Source organism: Streptomyces sp. NPDC104313 (assembly GCF_055583985.1).
The window spans coordinates 338248-356764 of the sequence record NZ_JBVJMW010000003.1 but is presented as its reverse complement, the minus strand read 5'-3'; the positions used below and the strand labels follow the sequence as shown (position 1 = coordinate 356764).

The 18517-nt window shown below is 70.1% G+C and carries 13 protein-coding genes; 7 read left to right on the top strand and 6 right to left on the bottom strand.

The window, feature by feature from the left end; translation table 11 throughout:
• Positions 1-62: 62 nt before the first annotated feature.
• Positions 63-1652, bottom strand: a complete 1590-nt coding sequence (locus tag ACZ60Q_RS08700; RefSeq protein ID WP_469630328.1) for a phage tail sheath family protein — start codon at positions 1650-1652, stop codon at positions 63-65.
• 300 nt (positions 1653-1952) lie between these two features.
• Here ACZ60Q_RS08700 and ACZ60Q_RS08695 point away from each other — a divergent pair, with 300 nt between their 5' ends.
• The 4 genes from ACZ60Q_RS08695 to ACZ60Q_RS08680 all read left to right on the top strand — a co-directional run bounded on the left by ACZ60Q_RS08695 (position 1953) and on the right by ACZ60Q_RS08680 (position 7080).
• Positions 1953-5606, top strand: a complete 3654-nt coding sequence (locus ACZ60Q_RS08695; protein WP_469630325.1) for a phage tail protein — start codon at positions 1953-1955, stop codon at positions 5604-5606.
• The gene (locus ACZ60Q_RS08690; protein WP_469630322.1) at positions 5594-6286 is read left to right on the top strand and encodes a hypothetical protein; all 693 of its coding nucleotides are present in this window, start codon (positions 5594-5596) and stop codon (positions 6284-6286) included. Before ACZ60Q_RS08695 ends, ACZ60Q_RS08690 begins: the two co-directional genes overlap by 13 nt.
• A 114-nt stretch (positions 6287-6400) precedes the next feature.
• Complete coding sequence (locus tag ACZ60Q_RS08685) at positions 6401-6682, top strand: hypothetical protein (RefSeq protein WP_469630319.1); 282 nt, start codon at positions 6401-6403, stop codon at positions 6680-6682.
• A complete protein-coding gene (locus ACZ60Q_RS08680; RefSeq protein ID WP_469630317.1) occupies positions 6682-7080 on the top strand; it encodes a DNA-binding protein in 399 nt (132 codons plus the stop codon). Before ACZ60Q_RS08685 ends, ACZ60Q_RS08680 begins: the two co-directional genes overlap by 1 nt.
• A gap of 18 nt (positions 7081-7098) precedes the next feature.
• Here the strand turns inward: ACZ60Q_RS08680 and ACZ60Q_RS08675 are convergent, their stop codons facing one another.
• From ACZ60Q_RS08675 to ACZ60Q_RS08660, 4 genes are all read right to left on the bottom strand, one after another.
• Positions 7099-9282 carry an AAA family ATPase gene (locus tag ACZ60Q_RS08675; protein WP_469630315.1) on the bottom strand — a complete coding sequence of 728 codons (2184 nt, stop codon included), beginning with the start codon at positions 9280-9282 and terminating at the stop codon, positions 7099-7101.
• A gap of 23 nt (positions 9283-9305) precedes the next feature.
• Positions 9306-10109 (bottom strand): Pvc16 family protein, encoded by an 804-nt coding sequence (locus tag ACZ60Q_RS08670; RefSeq protein ID WP_469630312.1) that lies wholly within the window; start codon positions 10107-10109, stop codon positions 9306-9308.
• A 31-nt stretch (positions 10110-10140) separates the two neighbouring features.
• Positions 10141-12090, bottom strand: a complete 1950-nt coding sequence (locus ACZ60Q_RS08665; RefSeq protein WP_469631268.1) for a VWA domain-containing protein — start codon at positions 12088-12090, stop codon at positions 10141-10143.
• A 385-nt stretch (positions 12091-12475) separates the two neighbouring features.
• Positions 12476-13102 carry a response regulator transcription factor gene (locus tag ACZ60Q_RS08660; protein ID WP_469630308.1) on the bottom strand — a complete coding sequence of 209 codons (627 nt, stop codon included), beginning with the start codon at positions 13100-13102 and terminating at the stop codon, positions 12476-12478.
• Positions 13103-13313: 211 nt separating this feature from the next.
• Here ACZ60Q_RS08660 and ACZ60Q_RS08655 point away from each other — a divergent pair, with 211 nt between their 5' ends.
• Entirely contained in the window at positions 13314-14669 is a 1356-nt protein-coding gene (locus ACZ60Q_RS08655) for a COG1470 family protein (RefSeq protein WP_469630305.1), read from the top strand.
• Positions 14670-14823: 154 nt separating this feature from the next.
• On the opposite strand, the gene ACZ60Q_RS08650 is transcribed toward ACZ60Q_RS08655, so the two are convergent.
• A complete protein-coding gene (locus ACZ60Q_RS08650) occupies positions 14824-15807 on the bottom strand; it encodes an eCIS core domain-containing protein (protein WP_469630302.1) in 984 nt (327 codons plus the stop codon).
• A 267-nt stretch (positions 15808-16074) separates the two neighbouring features.
• Here ACZ60Q_RS08650 and ACZ60Q_RS08645 point away from each other — a divergent pair, with 267 nt between their 5' ends.
• A complete protein-coding gene (locus ACZ60Q_RS08645) occupies positions 16075-16728 on the top strand; it encodes an HhH-GPD-type base excision DNA repair protein (RefSeq protein WP_469630299.1) in 654 nt (217 codons plus the stop codon).
• Positions 16729-16981: 253 nt separating this feature from the next.
• Positions 16982-18514, top strand: a complete 1533-nt coding sequence (locus ACZ60Q_RS08640; protein ID WP_469631265.1) for a M28 family metallopeptidase — start codon at positions 16982-16984, stop codon at positions 18512-18514.
• Positions 18515-18517 lie beyond the last annotated feature (3 nt).

Below are 18517 nucleotides of genomic sequence, written 5' to 3'. Positions count from 1 at the left end.
GGCGGTCGGCGGTCGGCGGTCGGCGGTCGGCGGTCGGCGGTCAACGCGTCCGCGGCGGATCGTCATTCGTCGACACCACCGCTGCCGCCGGTCAGCTGGGAGAGCCGGAACACCACGAACTCGGCCGGTTTGACGGGGGCGACCCCGATCTCGCAGATGACCTGACCCGCGTCGATGCTCTCCGGGGGGTTCGTCTCACGGTCGCACTTCACGTAGAACGCCTCCTCGGGGGTCAGCCCGAACAGCGACCCCTTGCGCCACTCGTTGACGAGGAACGCCGAGACGGTGCGCCGGACACGCGCCCACAGGGCGTCGTCGTTCGGCTCGAACACGACCCACTGCGTACCGGCGAGGATCGACTCCTCCAGGTAGTTGAAGAGCCGCCGGACGTTGAGATATCGCCAGGCCGGGTCGGAGGCCAGCGTCCGTGCGCCCCACACCCGGATGCCCCGCCCGGGGAAGGCGCGGATGCAGTTCAGCCCGATCGGGTTGAGGAGGTCGTGCTCGCCCTTGGTGAGCTGCGTCGCCAACGCGACGGCTCCCCGGACGACCTCGTTCGCCGGTGCCTTGTGCACCCCGCGCGTATCGTCGTTGCGCGCCCAGACCCCGGCGATGTGCCCGCTGGGCGGTACGAGGGTGGCGCGGCCGGAAGCGGGGTCGGCGACGCTGATCCAGGGGTAGTAGAGCGTGGCGTACTTGGAGTCGAAGTTGGCCTGCCCGGTGCGCCAGCCGCGGATCTGCTGCGGGGTGAGACCGGGCGGCGGATCGAGGATGGCCACCCGGTCGCCCATCAGCTCGCAGTGGGAGACCAGCCCCTGCTGGACGGCGATGACCGACTCCAGGTCCAGCAGCCCGCGTTCGTACGCGCTCATCAGGTCGGGCACGGCGATCATGGTGACCTCGTCGACCGCTTCGAGGCCGCCGAGCCCCGTACGGCGGTCGGCGTCGCCGACGTACACGTCGGGGGCCATCGCACCGGAGCTGCCGGCGGCGGGGGCGGCCGGGGCGAGGACCACCGTCTGCGGCGCGGGCGGGGCGGGTGCGGCGCCGCGCCCCGACTCCCGTACCTCGATCAGCTCGGACTTGGCGTTGACGCGGGTGGCGACGTTGTCCTTGCTGCGCTTGGTGGTGACGGAGGGGTACGTCTCCACGACCTGGCCGTCGCGTTTCACGAGGAACCGGAAGACGTCGGCGGGCGGATCGTCGCTCTCCACCGGGGCGACCTCGACGCTGATCTCCCCGCTCACGCCGGGCCGGGGGCGTACGGCGTAGGGCCCGACCGGGACTTCGGCCCCGGCGGGCAGTTCCCCGGCCTGCCCGACCTGCCCGGCCTCGCCCTCGCCCTCGCCCTCGCCCTCGCCAGACCCACCGTTCTCCGCGTACGCCGTGCCGTCGTCGACCCGCACGATGTAGCAGACGCCGCCTCCGTTGGCGAAGAAGCCGTAGACGGCGGACGCGAGGTACGCGCCGTCGACGAAGTCGCCGAACGTGGCCGCGAACTGGCTCCAGTTGGTGATCAGCGTCGGCTCGTCGAACGGCCCCTTCTGCGCGAAGCCGACGAAGGCGGCGACCGAGGTGCCCACCCCTTCGATCGGCCGGGATCCGGACTCGACCTCTTCGACGTAGACGCCGGGGGACAGGTACGACGGCATAAGGGCCTCTCCTCGACACACTCCTGGACGCACTGCTCGACCGTGGGACGCGGGCCATTCTCGCCACTGCGGCGATCACCGGGAACGGGCGGTCGGCCGCCCCGCCGCGCATCGAGGGCTGCCCGATGAGGCAACACGACCGCGCCACGGGTGCCGCCCCGCCCTGCCCCGTACGCGGTCCGCGCGCGCTGCGTACGTCCCCGGATTCCCCGGCACGGTGGCAGCCACCACGCATGCACCACATCCGGGCCACCCGAGCGACCTCATGGCCGACGGGGGCGGGAGGGGCGGGAGGGGCGGATGAAGGCGGTTCCGGAGAAGCCTTCCGCCACCTCGCGCTCCGGCGCACCGCGAACGGGTACGGCGCCCCAGCCGGCCTCCTCACCCCCCGACCGCCGCTCCATCCAGCGGCTTCAACGGCTGGCCGGAAACGGTGCGGTGTCCCGGCTGGTCGCCCAGCGGTACACGGCGCCGGTCAAGCCGTCCCCGGCGCAGTCGCCCCGCTTCCGCAACGTGAGGGCCGACGTGGCGGGGAAGAAGACCCGGCTCGCCGCGCACGCCCCGGCGGCGGCGGAGTCGAAGGCCTCGCAGGACGCGGCGGTGGCCCCGCCGGACGACAAGGAAGCCCAGGGCAAGGCGGCGAACGCCGAGAGGATGAACGCGGCGAAGCCCGGGGAGTTCGACAAGAAGGCGTTCATCGACGCGGTGAACAAGGCGATCGACTCCCAGGCCCCCAAGAACCTCGACGAGGCCGACAAGTTCGCCAAGTCCGGCAAGGCGGACCAGGTCAAGGCGGAGGTCGACGGCAAGGTCACCGACGGCAAGGAGACGTCGGCCAAGGACATCGACACCGCCACCAAGGCCCCGCCCGACACCTCGGCCGCCAAGGACAAGGAAGTCACCCCGCTCTCCCCCGACCAGGCCCCGGGCAACCCGGGCGCGCCGTCCGCGACGGACGCGGTCCCCGAGAAGCAGCCGGCGGCGGTCACGGACTTCTCCGAGGGCCCGGCCGAGAACGACAAGGCGATGGCGGACGCCGAGGTCACCGAGGAACAGCTCGCCAAGGGCAACGAGCCGGAGTTCAGCGAGGCGCTGTCGGCGAAGAAGACCTCCGAGGCGGACGCGGCGAAGGCCCCCGCGAAGGGGAAGGCCGCGGAGGACCAACAGCTCTCCACCGCCAAGGAGAACGCGGCGGCTTCCGGGGCCCAGGCGATGGCGGGCCTCACGGCGACACGCGCCACGGCCGGCAAGCAGGTGGACGGCGGCAAGAACGACACGAAGTCGAAGGACGAGAAGAAGCGCGCCGAGGTCACGGCCAAACTCCAGAAGGTCTACGACGGCACGAAGAAGGACGTCGAGGAGACCCTGTCCGGCCTGGACAAGAAGGTGGACTCGGCGTTCACGTCGGGCGAGAAGTCGGCGCGGGACGCCTTCACGGCCGACCACAAGAGCCGGATGAAGAAGTACAAGGACAAGCGGTACTCGGGCCTCATGGGCAAGGGCCGCTGGGTCAAGGACAAGTTCGCCGGCCTGCCGAAGGCGGCGAACGACCTCTACCAGGAGTCCCGCAAGCTCTACGTCTCCCGCATGCAGACGGTCATCTCCTCGGTCGCCGACATCATCGGCGCCGAACTCGGCAAGGCGAAGGCCCGCATAGCCAAGGGCCGCACGGAGCTGAAGGCGGAGGTGGACAAACTCCCAGCCGATCTACGTCAGTTCGGCGAGGAGGCGGCAAAGGACTTCGCGGGAAAGTTCGACGACCTGGAAGCCACGGTCAACGAGAAGTCGGAACAGCTGGTCCAGGACCTGGCCCAGAAGTACACGGCCGCCCTCAACAAGATCGACGAGGAGATCAAGAAGCTCCAGGAGGCCAACAAGGGCCTGATCGACAAGGCGAAGGACGCCATCGTCGGCGCCATCAAGACGATCAACGAGCTGAAGAACCTGCTCCTGGGCATCCTCGCCAAGGCCGCCTCCGCGATCATGAAGATCATCAAGGACCCGATCGGCTTCCTGGGCAACCTGGTGAGAGCGGTCGGCGCCGGCCTGAACCTCTTCATCACGAACATCGCCGACCACCTGAAGACCGGCGTCGTCTCCTGGCTACTGGGCACTGCGGTGAAGGCGGGCCTGGACCTCCCGGCCAAGTTCGACCTCAAGGGAATCATCCAGCTCATCGGCTCAATGCTCGGCCTGACCTGGGACAACATCCGCACCCGCGTCACCCGCAAGGGTGTCCCGGACGAAGCGATGAGCGCGGTCGAAACCTCGGTCCCGGTAGCGAAGAACCTCGCCGCCGAAGGCCCGGCAGGCGCGGTCAAGGAAATCCAGGCCGAGACGGGCGACCTCAAGGCCACCATCCTCGGCAAGCTGACGACCTATCTGATCCCCACCGTCCTCATCGCGGGCATCACCTGGATCATCTCCCTGCTCAACCCCGCCTCCGCGTTCGTCCGAGCGGTCAAGGGAATCATCGACATCGTCACGTTCATCGTGACGCAGGGCGCGCAGATCGCCGACTTCGTCAACGCGGTGCTGGACGCGGTCATAGCCATCGCCAACGGCGGCCAGGCCGGCGTCCCCAACCTCATCGAAGCCGCCCTCGCCTCCAGCGTCCCCCTCCTGATCGGCTTCCTCGCCGCCCTGCTGGGCATCGGCGGCCTGGCCAACAAGGTCAAGTCGGTCTTCCAGTCGGTGTCCCGACCGGTGACCCGGGCGATCGACAAGATCGTCGACTTCATAGCGAAGAAGGGGAAGGCGCTCTGGGCGAAGCGTAAGGGCAATAAGAGCAAGGCCGGGCCGGGTAAAAAGCAGCCGGGCGAAGGCCGCACCCTGAAACCAGACTGGGTAACCGTCAATTTCTCTGCGGGCGGGCACGGGCATCGACTCTTCGTCGTGGCGGCCGGTGGCAAGGCGACGCTGATGGTCGCCAGCACGGAACAGCCGGTTGCGAACTATCTCAACCGCGTTATCACCGACGAGGAGACTAATGCCGAGACTAAGCAGAAGGCTCAGGAAGCGCTCCAACTGGCGACAACCGCTGGCGGTCAGGCGGACGAGATCGCGAAGCTTGCGGTGCACGTCCCCAAGGCGGAGGAAATAGCGTCCAAGCAGAAAATGTCCAAGGAGCAGGCGGAGCTCTCCGGCGATCAAAAAAAGCTTGCCGACTTACTCAAAGGAATCTTTAAACAGAAGAACTCCATCGAACCTTGGCTCGGTGAACCCGTCGCCGATGTACCGAAGAAACTGCTCGGCTACGACGTGCGGCCGGACAGTGGAACGTTCCTGTACGGCGGGAGCTACTCGTTCCTGCAGATTCAACGCGCAGGCGGGTTCGGGTCGGCCGACGAGAATAGCTTCCCGAAGGTGCACGTCAACCCGGACGAAAAGGTGCAGAAGGACGCGGGCATCCTGCGAGCCGACATGGAGGTGATCAAGGCATACCGCGCCGAGATCGCCACCCACCAAGACAAGCTGAAACACGACGGAGCGCCGGATCTCGAGGGTAATCCCGATGGTCTCGCGAACCAGCTCGAGAAAGGCGCCAACAAACAACGGCCATTCAACATGGGCATCCGTAAGCAGATGGAAGCCATCGTGAACTTCCTTCGGAAAGGTGAAGATCTCACCGGCGTCGAGGTGAAGGTCGGAAAGAAGCGTGTCGACTACACTGCCAAGATGCACATCGACGACAAGTCTCGACACGTCATGATCGAGTACAAGCACGTGACGGGAAAGCTCAGCGGCGAACGCCGCTCCGAGTTGACGGCTAAATTGACAGCTCAGCTCACCGGTCAAATAGAAGGCGGTCGCGGAAAATACACCACGCACATTATCGAATGGCCTGAGTTCAGCGGCCTCGACACCCTTTCACAGAAAGCGTTCCGTGAGGTCATCGAGGACGTCAAGGGATTGGGTAAGGGGATGGACATCGACGTGAGATGGAGCGGGTGATGGCCATGGGTGATTCGTACGCGGCGGGCAGCGAGCTGGTCCTTCAGATAAAAGCCTCCGAGAGCACGGTGCTACGCAGAGCCGTTGCCGCGCTGGGTCAGTTCGCCGGAGAAGGATTTCAGCCGAAAGGTGCCCGCAGTACACGATTCCTCAACGGGGAGGGAGAGGCTATGACGGTCGCCCTCACGCATCCTGCTCACTCGGCGCTCAACTCCTGGGTTCATGTCAGTCTCGGCGATTTCGAGCCGGATGGCATAGGCACAATCTTCATGACGGTCCACCTGGACGAGCCGGGGGACGTTCTCAAGCAGGAATGGGAGATGGCTGTCGCCCTGACATCACAGCTCGTGGCGGACCTCAGCCCGAGCATGGCGCATCTGACGGCATGGCACCTCGACGGGTACGGGCCGATCTACCCGGCCACCCGCCTTCGGCCCGGCTCCAACCTGCCGGAAGAGTTCGGACCGTGGACCTATATCTCCGGTAAGGGGCTCACCGACCAGGTTCGTGTTCGCCTCTCGGCTCTGCCTGGGTACGCTTCCCATACGCTCGGGGATGGCTGGCTGGTGAGGGCCGTCGAAAGCCCCGGTGCCGAGCCGACCGAAGAGTTCCGGGACGCGCTGATGGAACTGGACACCGAACCGATTATCTACCGAGCGGCTCGTCTCGCCGCCGCTTGATCGGGTAGAGCGGCGACTGGGGCCGCTCGATTACCCTGCCATCGAGCTCCAGGCCGCAGTCGGCCCGACATAAGCCTCTCCGTCGCCCATTAGAGACTCTATTAGAATGAGCCCATGAGCGAAGACGTCACCTACCGGCCCGGCGAAGGCCCCACCGCCAACGTCTCCGTCAGCCTGCACTCCGGCAACATCGCTGCCATCCGCGCGCGCGTCGGGAAGCGGGGGTTCTCCGCGTACGTGGACGCCGCCGTGCAGCGCCAGATCGAGCGCGACAACCTCGCCGAGCTGACCGCCGCCCATGAGGCGGAGCACGGAGCCTTCAGTCAGGCGGAGATCGACGCCGCCCGCGCCCTGCTGCGCGGAGACGCCGACGGCGGCGTGGGGAGCGCGGCTTGATGAACCGGCCGGGCACTCTCGTCCTGGACAGTGAAGGGCTGTCGAAGGTGGTCGCCGATGACCGCCGGATCATGGCCTTGGTGCGCGGGGCGGAACAGGAGGACATGCGGGTCGTGACCAGCATCCTCACTCTCATCGAGGCGCACCACGCGCGGGTGAACTCGGCCCGCTTCAACTGGGCCGTGTCCCAACTGAATGTGGAGCCGGTCAGCGAGGAGATCGGACGTACGGCGATGGCCCTGCTCGTCGACGCGGGCCTGCACGGGCACAAGTACGCCATCGACTCCGTGGTCGCCGCCACCGCGCTCCACGCTCCGAAGCCCGCTGTGATCCTGACATCCGATCCCGAGGACCTGACCATGCTCTGCGGCGACCGCGTGCGCATCGTCAAAGTCTGATCCCCTCTTTCAGGACCTTCAGGTCACCAGCTCCAGATAGGGCCCGAACTCCGACGCAAGCGTCAGCCGCCCCAGCTTCTGGTACTCCCGCTGGATCGCGCGGATCGCCGTCTCCATCGTCACCGCGCCCCCCGCATCCGCCGCCAGGTACGCCGAAGTCACCGCGATCGAGCGGATGTTGCCGCCCGCCAGCTCAAAGTTCTCGGCGCAGAAGGGCAGGTCCAGGTCCGTGCCACGCGGGAGGGTCGGGCCCAGGCAGCGGTCCCAGAGGAGCAGGCGTTGTTCGGGGTCCGGGACCGGGAAGTCGATGACCAGGTCCAGGCGGCGGGTGAAGGCGTCGTCCAGGTTGGCGCGGAGGTTGGTGGCGAGGATGGCCAGGCCGTCGAAGGACTCCATGCGTTGCAGGAGGTACGCGCTCTCCACGTTGGCGTAACGGTCGTGCGCGTCCTTCACGTCCGAGCGCTTCCCGAAGATCGCGTCCGCCTCGTCGAAGAGGAGCACGCCGTTCACGCCCGCCGCCTCCGTGAAGATCCGCTCCAGGTTCTTCTCCGTCTCGCCCACGTACTTGTCGATCACCGTCGCCAGGTCGACCGTGTACAGGTCCAGCCCCAGGTCCGCGGCGATCACCTCCGCCGACATCGTCTTGCCCGTGCCGGAGTCGCCGGCGAACAGCGCCGACACCCCCCGGCCCCGGCCCCCGCCCGGCCGCATCCCCCACTCCCCCAGCACCCGGTCGCGGTGCCGGGCGCGGGCCGTGAGTTCGCGGAGCTGGGTGTGGGTGTCCGGCGGGAGTACCAGGTCGTCCCAGGTCACCGTGGGTTCGATGCGGCGGGCCAGGCGGTCCAGGCCCGCCGCGTTCTGGGCGCGGGCCCCCTGCCGTACGTGGTCCGGAGTGAGTTCGCCGCCGGCCAGACGGGCCGCTTGGGCGGCGGATCGGGCGGCTCCGGTGATCTGTTCCGGGGTGAGGAGGAAGGGGGCCAGCAGGTGGTCCGGGGCGATGGTGGGCGGGAGCGGCGCGTCCTCCCGGAGCCGGTACGCGTCCCGCCACAGCGCCCCGCGCGCCGACGGCTCCACCCGGGGCGCGTGCAGCAGCAGGGGCGGGGCGACCGACCAGGACGCGTCCCAGGGCGCCCGGCCCACCAGGACCGTCGGGACCGGGGTGGCCGTGAGGAGCCTGAGCAGCCCCGGGCGCTCCCGGGACACCGCGTCCAGCGGCGCGCAGACCAGCCCCGCCCCGGTCAGGCGCGCCTCCCGGACCAGGGTGTTCACCGCCTCGGCGGGTGACGGGTCCTCCGCCAGGCGGCCCAGGTCCAGGCCCAGGACCCCCCGGCCCGCCCGGGTCAGCGCCGACGCGGCCAGCGCCGTGCCCGCGCCGCCCTGGTCCTCGCTCAGGTAGGCCAGCCGGACGCCGTCGGCGAGGACCCCGGCGAGCGGGGCCGGGTCGCCCACTCCGGGCACGGCCTGCCACGGGGCCAGCAGGTCCGCCAGTCGCGGGTCCGGGGTGTCGTCGCCCAGCAGGTGCGCGGCCACCCGGTCCGGCACCCGCAGCGCACGGCTCAGGAACGGGCGGTTCAGGTCCTCCGCCAGCAGCAGACCGCCGGCCCGTAGCGGCGCCCCCGCGGCCAGCCGGGCACGGGCCGCGGGGTCGGAGAGAGCCACGCCGCACAGGCCCAGGGCCAGCCCGATGGACGGGCGGCGACGGGACACGTCGTCGTTCAAATAGCCGTAGAAGGCCTCGAAGCGGTCGTCCAGATCCGGTACGAGCGCGATGAGCAGGATCTCCGTATCGAGCGCGGTGAGGCCGAACTCCCGTGAGAGGCAGACCAGTCGGGAATCCTCGTCCTCCTCGACAGCCCCCTCCCCGTCCAGCCCGACAGGTTCTCCCGCGCTCACCCCGCCCAGCCCGGCGGGCTCGCCCGCCCCCTCCCCGTCCAGCCCGGCAAGCCCACCCAACGGCCCGTCCACCGACGGGAACCCCCTCGCCCCCTCGTCGTCCAGCAGCCGCACGATGTTCTCGTCCGTCAGATAAAGCCCCCGGAAGTCGTCGTCCGGGTCCGGATCGGTGCTCCGCCGCAGCTCCACCGCGTGCCGGATCCGCCGCTCCACGGCCGCCGCACAGGCGAGAAGAGACCGAAGGTCCGGGTCGACAGCATCACGCGCGGGCTTGTGCTCCGCGCCCCCGTCGGCATCCAGCCCGCTCATGCCTCCCGTCCCGACGACCCCGCTCATGTGTCCCGTCCCGAAGGAGGCGTAGGAGTGCCGCTCTCCTCCACCGGCCTCCCCCGCCGCTCCGTGATGCGCAGCGACACCGCCCGGCCGCGCGCCCCGCCCGAAGGCGCGGAGAAAGGCTCCCGGGCCGGCCGACCGGGACGCGCCCCGTACACCGGCAGCCCCGGCCGCCCCGGCTGCGCCTCCGTCGCTCCCACACCCGCGCTCTCCCCGGGCACCGGCGCGGGCATGTCCCCGAACCCTGCCCGCAACCCCTCGTCGCCCACCGGCGGGCCCGCCTCGTAGACCGGCGAGGCCGTCACCGGAACGCTGATCACCAGGTCCAGCGAGGGCTTCAACTCGCCCCCGAGCGCACTCCACACATCGGCGAACGACCGGTCCTCCGGCGGTGGCAGGGCGATCGACATCGGGACGGCGGCCCCGACCTCGGCCAGCGAGCCCGCCAGCCGCTCCGGCGGCAGCGCCTCGTACCGCAGCAGACACGCCAGCAGGGAGGAGAGCAGGCGGTGTTCGTCCTCCGGGCGCTTCGTCCACGCCGTGATCAGGTACGACAGCTTGAAGAAGCGGGGCGGGCGGCGGCGCGCGACGATCGCCCCGCGCTCGTCGTACTCGTTGTGCAGGCCGCGCTCCCGCCGCCGCATGTCCTCGCGGATGTCGTAGAGGTAGAGGTTGACCATGGGCGCGTTGACCTTGGCCGCCCACTCCCGGGTCGGGGCATCGAAGACCACCGAGATCTGGCGGCCCTCCAGCACTTCGGCCCGGATCAGGGCCCGCAGGACGTCGTCCACCTCATGGATCATCCGGGGACCGCTTTCGACGCGAAGAGTGACCTCATGAACGGCCCGCGAAGTCCGGTGGCTGGAGGTTGTGCTGCACGACCAGGACCGGCTTCCGGAGGCGCGGGAGATCGCGGGCCTCCGCCCGCAGGACGCGCGGGCCCAGCGTGTCCTTGCGCAGGACCAGCACCTGCACCTCGAAGGTGCCGTCCCGGCCGACCCGTACACCGGACCGGTCCGCGGTGATGCCGATGTTCCACGTGAAACGTACGGTCTCGCCCGGCGGATAGTCCTTGCCCCGGGCCAGTACCGGCTGTCCCGGTTTCGCGACCTGCGGGGTGACCGTCAGCGAGGGCTTGAGGACCCTCAGCCGGTCCACGTCCCGGTTGTTGGCCGTACGCCCGTCGGGCAGGGCGCCTCGCACAGTGGCCCGTACGTCACCGGTAACCGCCGCCCGGTAGGTCGCCCTCTGTGTCACCTCGACCCGGTCCCCTGCGGCGATCGTGCAGGGCCGCGCCGCCGTGCACCGGCTCAGTCCGGGCAGGCTCCGGTCCTTCGACTCGCCCGTCCTCGGCCAGGCCGTCCCGAGGACGACGCCGGTCGCCGTGTCCGGACCCGCGTTGGTGATCGTGAACCGGGCGGTGGCAGGCCGCCCCACGTACGTACGGTCCGGGCTGACATCGGCCCGTACCGCGAGGTCGGAGGCCGGAGGCGGGGGAGGCGGCGGAGGAGCAGGCGGGTCCGGGGGGTCCGGCGGGACGACGGGTTCCAGCACCTCGAACCGCGCCGTGTCCGCCCCCGTGTTGCCCGCCGCGTCCGTGGCGGAACAGGTGACCGTCGTCGTTCCGACCGGGAAGAGCGCCCCGGACGGCGGGGCGCAGGTCACCGGGAGTTCCCCGTCCTGCGGGTCCGTCGCCGTGGCCGTGTAGTCGATGCGGACGCCGTCGTCGTCGGGCGCCCTGGCCGTACGGTCGTCGACGGTGACGACGGGCACGTCGACGTCGTTCACGGCGATGCTGATCTGCTGCTGGAATTCCGGATCGGCAACCGCGGCAGGTCCGACCGTGTCCGTGCCCGGAATCTGGGGGCCGAGCAGGAACTGCACGGTGCAGGTCAGCGTCGTGCCCTGCGGGGCGTCCTCCGACACATCGATCGTCTCCGCGAAGTGCGCGGTTTCGCCGCTGGTCAGTCGGCGCACGGGCGGGTCGAGGGTCACCGTCAGATGGGGGTCGCAGTCATCCAGGTGGTAGCCGACGGACGTGGGCAGGTTCTTGAAGCCCGCGATGACGGCATCGGTCACTCTGTCGCCCGGGATGCCGCTCAGCATGCTGCCGTCGGTGACGTCGACGATCCGCTTGGCTTGATCGGGCTCGTGGTAGGGGTCGTGATAGGTGGGGCTGCTGTAGCCGTCGCCGTTGAGGCTATCGCCGTCCTCCGTCGTCACGTCCACGGCGATGAGGCGTACGCCCGCGTCCTGAAGGGCGATCACCGCTTGCTGGAACGGGATCCCGTTACTCGGATCGTGGCTCGACGCGTCGCCGACGAGGACGATCACGGGGCTCGCCCCCTCCCGGAAGACCGTCTTGCCGTCCGCGCCGCCCGCGACCTTCCACAACGCGTAGAGCCAGTCCTCGGAAGGCCCCTTGCTCTTGAAACCGCGCGAGGTGTCCAGCTGGTCGACTCCGATCTGGACGTCCTCGATGTTGTCCGTCAGTTCCTGGAGGACAGCGAACTCCGCCGTCGGGTCGTCGATCTCGTCGCCGTACGTGGCCACGGCGAACCGTGAGTCCGGCTGCTCCGCGAGGACCGCCGAGGTGATGCTTTTCAGGCCTGTCTGCACGTCCCCGATCGGTACTTTCATGCTTCCGGTGCCGTCCACCAGCAGCACCACATCCGGCCGCGGCGGAATCGCCGGGGTCCGCACCTGCTTGTCCACCCCCGTCGAACCGCCCGGGTCGAGCGCCTCCTCCAGGGTCGCCGGGGTGACCCACGGCTCCGGCCGCATGGGCACGGCGGACGCCACACCACTCGCGCCCGAGGCGGGGGCGAGGCCGGCGGCCAGCAGGAGAAAGGCGCACGCCACCGACCGGCGGCGCGCCCCGGGACGGCTGCCACGCCGGGGTCCCACGCCGGTACGGCGGCCCGCCCGCGCTCCCGGCCCGGTGCTTGGCTGAAACCACCGCACAGCGTTCCCCTCCCCGTGTCCTGCCCAGTACCCGGAGACCACCGTGGCGCGCCGGCCGTCCCCGTACAGAGAGAGGCGAGCCACTTCCGCGGGAAGGCCGAACTGCCCGATGGTGCAACGGCGCCCGTGCCGCCGTGGAGCCGTGCCGCCATGGAGCCGTGAGGCGGTGACGCGGTGACGCGGTGACGCGGTGACGCGGTGACGCTCAGATAAGCCCTTGCCGCATCGCGTACGCCACCGCGTGGGAGCGGTTGCGCAGTTGCAGACGGGTCATCACCGAGTGCAGCACGTTCTTGATCGTGCGCTCGGAGTAGGCCAGCTTCGTCGCGATGTCAGCGGTGTCGTACCCCTCGGCGACCAGGCGCAGCACGTCCACCTCGCGCGCGGCCAGGCCGGTGAAGTGCAGGCCGCGCGGACCGAGCACCTGACCCTGGAGCCTGCCCACCTCTTCGAGGAGGCGTCCGAGCAGGTCGGAGGGGAGATGCCCCTCGCCCCGCGCCACTGTGCCGATGACCTGCACCAGATGGTCCGGTGTCGACTCGGACCGCCTGACGACCCCCGCGACCCCGCACTCCGCCGCGCTCACCAGCTTCTGTTCGTCGATGTCCGTGGTCACCAGCACCGTGCGGCAGGCACTGGTGCGCTGGATGTTGCGCAGGACGCGCAGGACCTCGTCGTCCACGGTGTCCACCACCATGACCACGACCTGGGGTGTTGGTTCGCCGTCGTCCCGGTCGACGACGGCGACCTCGGGACGGGCCCGTAGCTGACTGGCCACTCCGGCCTGGGAAATCGGGTCCTGCGCGCGTAAAACGACGGTGATGCGCTCCATGCGAATGCTCCCCCTGGGCACCAGCCGGAAGCATCACACTGCAGGCACAAGCTCCACAGCTGTATTCGTCCGCCCCATCAGTGTGAGGCGGTCTAGAGATTCCCGTTCTTACCCGTGAGGAAACTAGAAGGTTGCCTCGGGCACCACATCTGCCCGAAAGTGTTCCTCCGCGACCGGTGCCCGGCCTCCGGCCCGGTCCTACGGTCCGCGTATGAGTCTTACCGCAAGCCTCGACGCGTCGTCCGTCACCGTCGCACCGGGCGAGGAGACGACCCTTCCCCTGCAGATTCTCAACTCCGGCCGGACCGTCGAGGAATACCACTTCGAGGTGGTCGGTGCCTGTGCCGCCTGGTCGGCGATGGAGCCCGCGGTCCTCTCCCTGTACCCCGGCGACTCCGGAACCGTCTCCCTGGTCATGCGCCCGCCGCGCGAAGCGACGGTCCTCGCGGGCGAGAGCACGTTCGGGATCCGGGTGATGCCGACCGGCGACCGGAGCGACACCGTGGTGCCCGAGGGCCGGGTGACCGTCCTGCCGTTCACCGAGACGACCGCCGAGCTGGTCCCGCGCGGCTCGAACGGCTCGCGGAGCGGACGGCACCAGTTCGCCGTCGACAACCGGGGCAACACCCCGGTGACCGTACGGCTCGGGGCCCGGCCCGGTACGGAGCAGGCCCAGGTGGTGTTCGCCGCCTCCGAGCTACGGATCGAACCGGGGCAAGCGGAGTTCGCGAAGCTGCGGGTCCGGCCGGCGAAGCGACTGTGGCGCGGTACGCCGGTGACGCACGCCTTCCAGGTGTTCGCCGCCCCGCAGCCGCCCGAGGGCGAGGATCCACCCGCCCCGGTGCTGGTGGACGGCTCCTACCAGCAGGATCCGATCCTGCCGCGCTGGCTGCCCCGGGCCCTGCTCATCGCGGCTCTGCTGATCCTCGTCCTGGTGGGGCTCTGGTACGCGCTGCTGCGCCCGGCGGTGAAGTCCGCGGCCCGGGAGGCGGTCACTCCCGAGGCGGTACGGTCGGCCGCCGCGGCCGACAAGAGCAAGGCCCCGGACGGGGGCGACCCGGGCGGTGCGGACTCCGGGGGCGGCGACTCCGCCGGTGCGGGCACGGACGGCGGCTCGGCCGGCCCCACCCCGTCACCAGGTCCTTCCGCCCCGGGCGACAGCGGCAGCGGCGGAGCCGGAGGCGACGCGGCGTCGGGTGCCCCGACCAGCGCGCAGGTCCGGGTACGGGACGGGGTGGGCGGCGGCCCGAACACCGGGACGGCCCTGGAGGTACCGGCCGGCCACACCTTCCAGCTCACCGACATCGTGGTGCAGAACCCGCAGGGCGACGCGGGCACGGTCACCGTCACGGCCGGCGAGGGCACCCGTGTCCTGAGCCTCGGTCTGGAGAACTTCCGCGACTCCGACTACCACTTCGTGACCCCGATCCTGGTACCCGCGGGCGGCAAGGTCACGATGACGATCGACTGCAGGCGGGTCGGCAAGCCGGTGGGCGCCCCGGCCCCCTCACGGTGCTCGTCCTCGATGTTCCTGGGCGGGACGATGCGCGCGGACACGGCAGGCTGAAGGCCGCACCTGGACCGTCCGACGCACACCCCCGTCAAGCCGGGGACCTGCCGACCGACTGACCAGCCGACCGACCGACTGACCTGCCGACCAGCCGACCGGCTGAAGGCTGAGGGCTGAGGGGCCGTATCGGAGGGCTGCGAAGTGCGCGTCCTCAAGCCGGGGGCGTCTCCTCCTCTTCCTCCCCGGGCTTCTTCTCCGCCGCACGCTGAACGAACGACCCCTGTACGTCGGCGGGTTGCTCGTCCTCGTCCTCCGTGGCCGCCCGCTGCACGGCGGAGGCGGCGGCGGAGGGCGCCGGGGCGGAAACGGAGGCGGCGGGGGCGGCCTCCGGCGCGGGACCGGCCAGCACCCGGTCCGCGTTCGCGACGGCTTCACGCTCGAACCGGTCCGAAGGGTCGCTGACCCTGATGCCGCCCGGGGCCTCGGTTCCCTCCACCGGACCGTTGCGCTGCTGGATCACATGGGTCAGCTCATGGGCCAGCGTGGTGCGGCCCTGCGGCGATCCGGGGTCGTAGGCGTCGCGCTGGAACACCACGTTGTTGCCCACGGTGTACGCGTGCGCCCCGACGCCCTTCGCCGACTCGTGCGCGGCGGAGTCGTGGTGGACGCGCACGTCGGAGAAGTCCGCGCCCATCCGGCTCTCCATGTCCGTACGGGTATCGGTGTCCAGGGGCGAACCACCGGAGGAGACCACGTCGTGCACCGGCGACCGCTGCTGCTCGGCCCGCCCCGCCCGCCCCGTCTGCTCGGCCTGCTCGGCCTGATCCGCCTGATCCGCCTGTTCGGCCTGCTTGGTGGCGATTTCCGCGGTCGCCCCGGACCGGGCCCGCTGGACCATCGCCCCGATCGCCCCGTTGCCGGCCGTCCGCTGGAGCAGCCCCATCCCGGCCGCCCCGACCACATCGGCCCGGCCCGCGGCGGCGGCCCGGAAGACGTGGTGGGCCTGCTCGACGGGCGCCTCCGCAGCGGTTTCGCCGCGCCGCTCATCGCGCTCGTGGGCCTGTTCCCGCCCACCGTGTTCGCCGTGCTCACCGTGTCCGCTGTGTTGGCCGCGCTCACCATGTCCGCTGTGTTCGCCGGGTCCGTGATGTCCGTAGTGCTCGTGGTGCTCCTGCTCGATGTCGTGCGCGTCCATGCTCATCTCCCCTGACCGCGCTGTCCTCGGCATCCCACGATTGCGGCGCGGCCCCCGGGCCGTCCAGCCCGCGCCCCGGCCCGGCCGGGGCATCCGGAACTGCCTCATCGGGCAGCGCGGCGGCACGGCCGGACGCGCGCACCTCGGCCGTGCCCGCCGCCTCCTTACTCCCTTCGGCCGACAGAGAAGAGGCCATCGGCGCAGTCCAGGTCGCCATCGGCGCAGTCCCGGTCGCCGTCGTCCGCCGTGCTCGCGATGATCGGCAGCATGACCACGAGCGACAGCGGCAAGAACATCACCCTGCGGATCGCCCAGAATCCGCAGGCCGACGAGCTTCTCGGCCGCAGCCCGCTGGCCGCCCTGGTCGGCATGCTGCTGGACCAACAGGTGCCGATGGAGTGGGCGTTCACGAGCCCGTACACCCTCGCGGAACGGATGGGCTCCGACGACCTGGACGCGGGGCGGATCGCCGCCTATGACCCGGACGCCTTCACCGAGCTGTTCACCACCAAACCGGCCCTGCACCGCTACCCCGGCTCCATGGCCCAGCGGGTGCAGCAGCTGTGCCGGTTCCTGGTGGCGGAGTACGACGGCGACGCGAGCGCGGTGTGGCGGGACGCGGCGACCGGCGACGACCTGCTGGAACGCCTCAAGGCGCTGCCCGGATTCGGCGACCAGAAGGCCCGGATCTTCCTGGCGCTGCTCGGCAAGCAGCTCGGCGTACGCCCGAAGGGGTGGCGGGAGGCGGCGGGCCCGTACGGGGAGGCCGGGTCGCACAGGTCGGTCGCCGACATCACGGGCCCGGAGTCGCTCGTCGAGGTGCGCGCGTACAAGCAGAAGGCCAAGGCGGCGGCCGGAGCGGCGGCGAAGGCGACCAGAGCGGCGAAGAAGCCGGGCCCCCGATCGTCGACCGGGAAGTGACGTGGTCGAGCGCCGGATCAGGCCGACCCCTCTCTCTTACCGATCAAATTCGGCCACATCTGTTCACATGCGCCACCCCACTCGCTAGCTTTCGCAGCACATTCGTTCAGCCGTTCAGTTACTGAACCGCTCGAAGCACCGGCGGTTCAGCTACTGAGCCGCTCGGAGCGCCGACGGTTCAGGGACTGAGCCGCTCAGAGCACCAGCCGTTCAGACCGGAAGGACTCCTGTGCACGCAACACGTCGCAGAGCCATGGCTGTCGTGGCCGCCACCGCCCTGGCCACCCCGCTCCTCCTGGCCGCGTCCCCGCACCCCGGACGCCCAGCGCCGCACGACCCCGGTAAGGAAGCAGCCAAGCTCTCGCGGGAGTTGGTGAGGAACGCGTCCGCACGCGACGCCTACCGCCACCTCCAGCAGTTCCAGGCGATAGCCGACTCGACCGACGGCCACCGCGCCGCCGGCTCGCTGGGCCACGACGCCTCGGCGGCATACGTCTACCGCCAGCTCCAGCGGGCCGGGTACAAGGTCTCGTACGAGAACTTCCGCTTCACCTACACGGAGACGCTGGCCGAGAAGCTCTCCGTGGTGACACCGACGCCCCGCGACATCACGATCAAGGCCATGACGTACACGCCGTCGACGAAGACGGGCGGCCTGACGGCAGCGCTCGTCCCGGTGCCCGTGGACGCCACGACGGGCTGCGAAGCCGCCGACTACGCGTCCACGACCTTCACCGGCAAGATCGCGCTGATCAAGCGCGGCGGCTGCTCCTTCGCCGAGAAGCAGGCGGCCGCCGCCCAAGCGGGCGCGGCCGGGGCGGTCATCTACAACAACGTCGAAGGCGTCCTGTCCGGCACGCTCGGCGAGGTCGCGGCGGGCCGGATCCCGACCGGCGGCCTCACCCAGGAGGAGGGCGAGAAGCTCGCCGCCGACCTCGCGGGCGGCGAGGTCACGGTCTCCTTCGAGATCCGCGAGCTCCAGCAGGACCGTCCCACCCGCAACGTCATCGCCGAGACACCCGGCGGCAGCACGGAGCGGACCGTGATGCTCGGCGCCCACCTCGACTCGGTGACCGAGGGCCCCGGCATCAACGACAACGGCTCCGGCTCCGCCGGCCTGCTCGAAGTCGCCCTGGACCTGGCGAAGTCGAAGAGCAAGCCCGCCAACAAGGTGCGGTTCGCCTGGTGGTCGGCCGAGGAGAACGGCCTGATCGGCTCGGAGAAGTACGTCGCGGCGCTCTCGGAGAAGCAGCGCGAACAGATCGCGCTCTATCTGAACTTCGACATGATCGCCTCGCCGAACGGCGCCCAGTTCGTCTTCGACGGCGACAACTCCGATCAGGTCGGCGAGGGCCCCGGCCCTGAGGGTTCGGCCCAACTGGAGCGCGACATCAACGAGTTCCTCGACGGCAAGGACAAGCCGCACGAGGGCACCGACTTCACCGGCCGCTCGGACTACGGGCCGTTCATCGAGGTCGGCATCCCGTCCGGGGGCACGGACACCGGGGCGGAGGGCATCAAGACGGCCGCCCAGGCCAAGGTGTTCGGCGGCGAGGCGGGGATCGCGTACGACCCCTGCTACCACGCGGCCTGCGACGACCTGGACAACATCGACATGGGCCACTTCGACACCAACATCGACGTGATCGCCAACGCCGTCGGGACGTACGCCCACGACCTGCGCTCCCTGACCCGCCCGGTCACTCCCGACACCGGCACGGGTACCCCCGGCAGCGGTGGCAGCGGTGGCGGCCTGCGCGAAGGGCACGGCCGGGTCGCGGAGTAACGG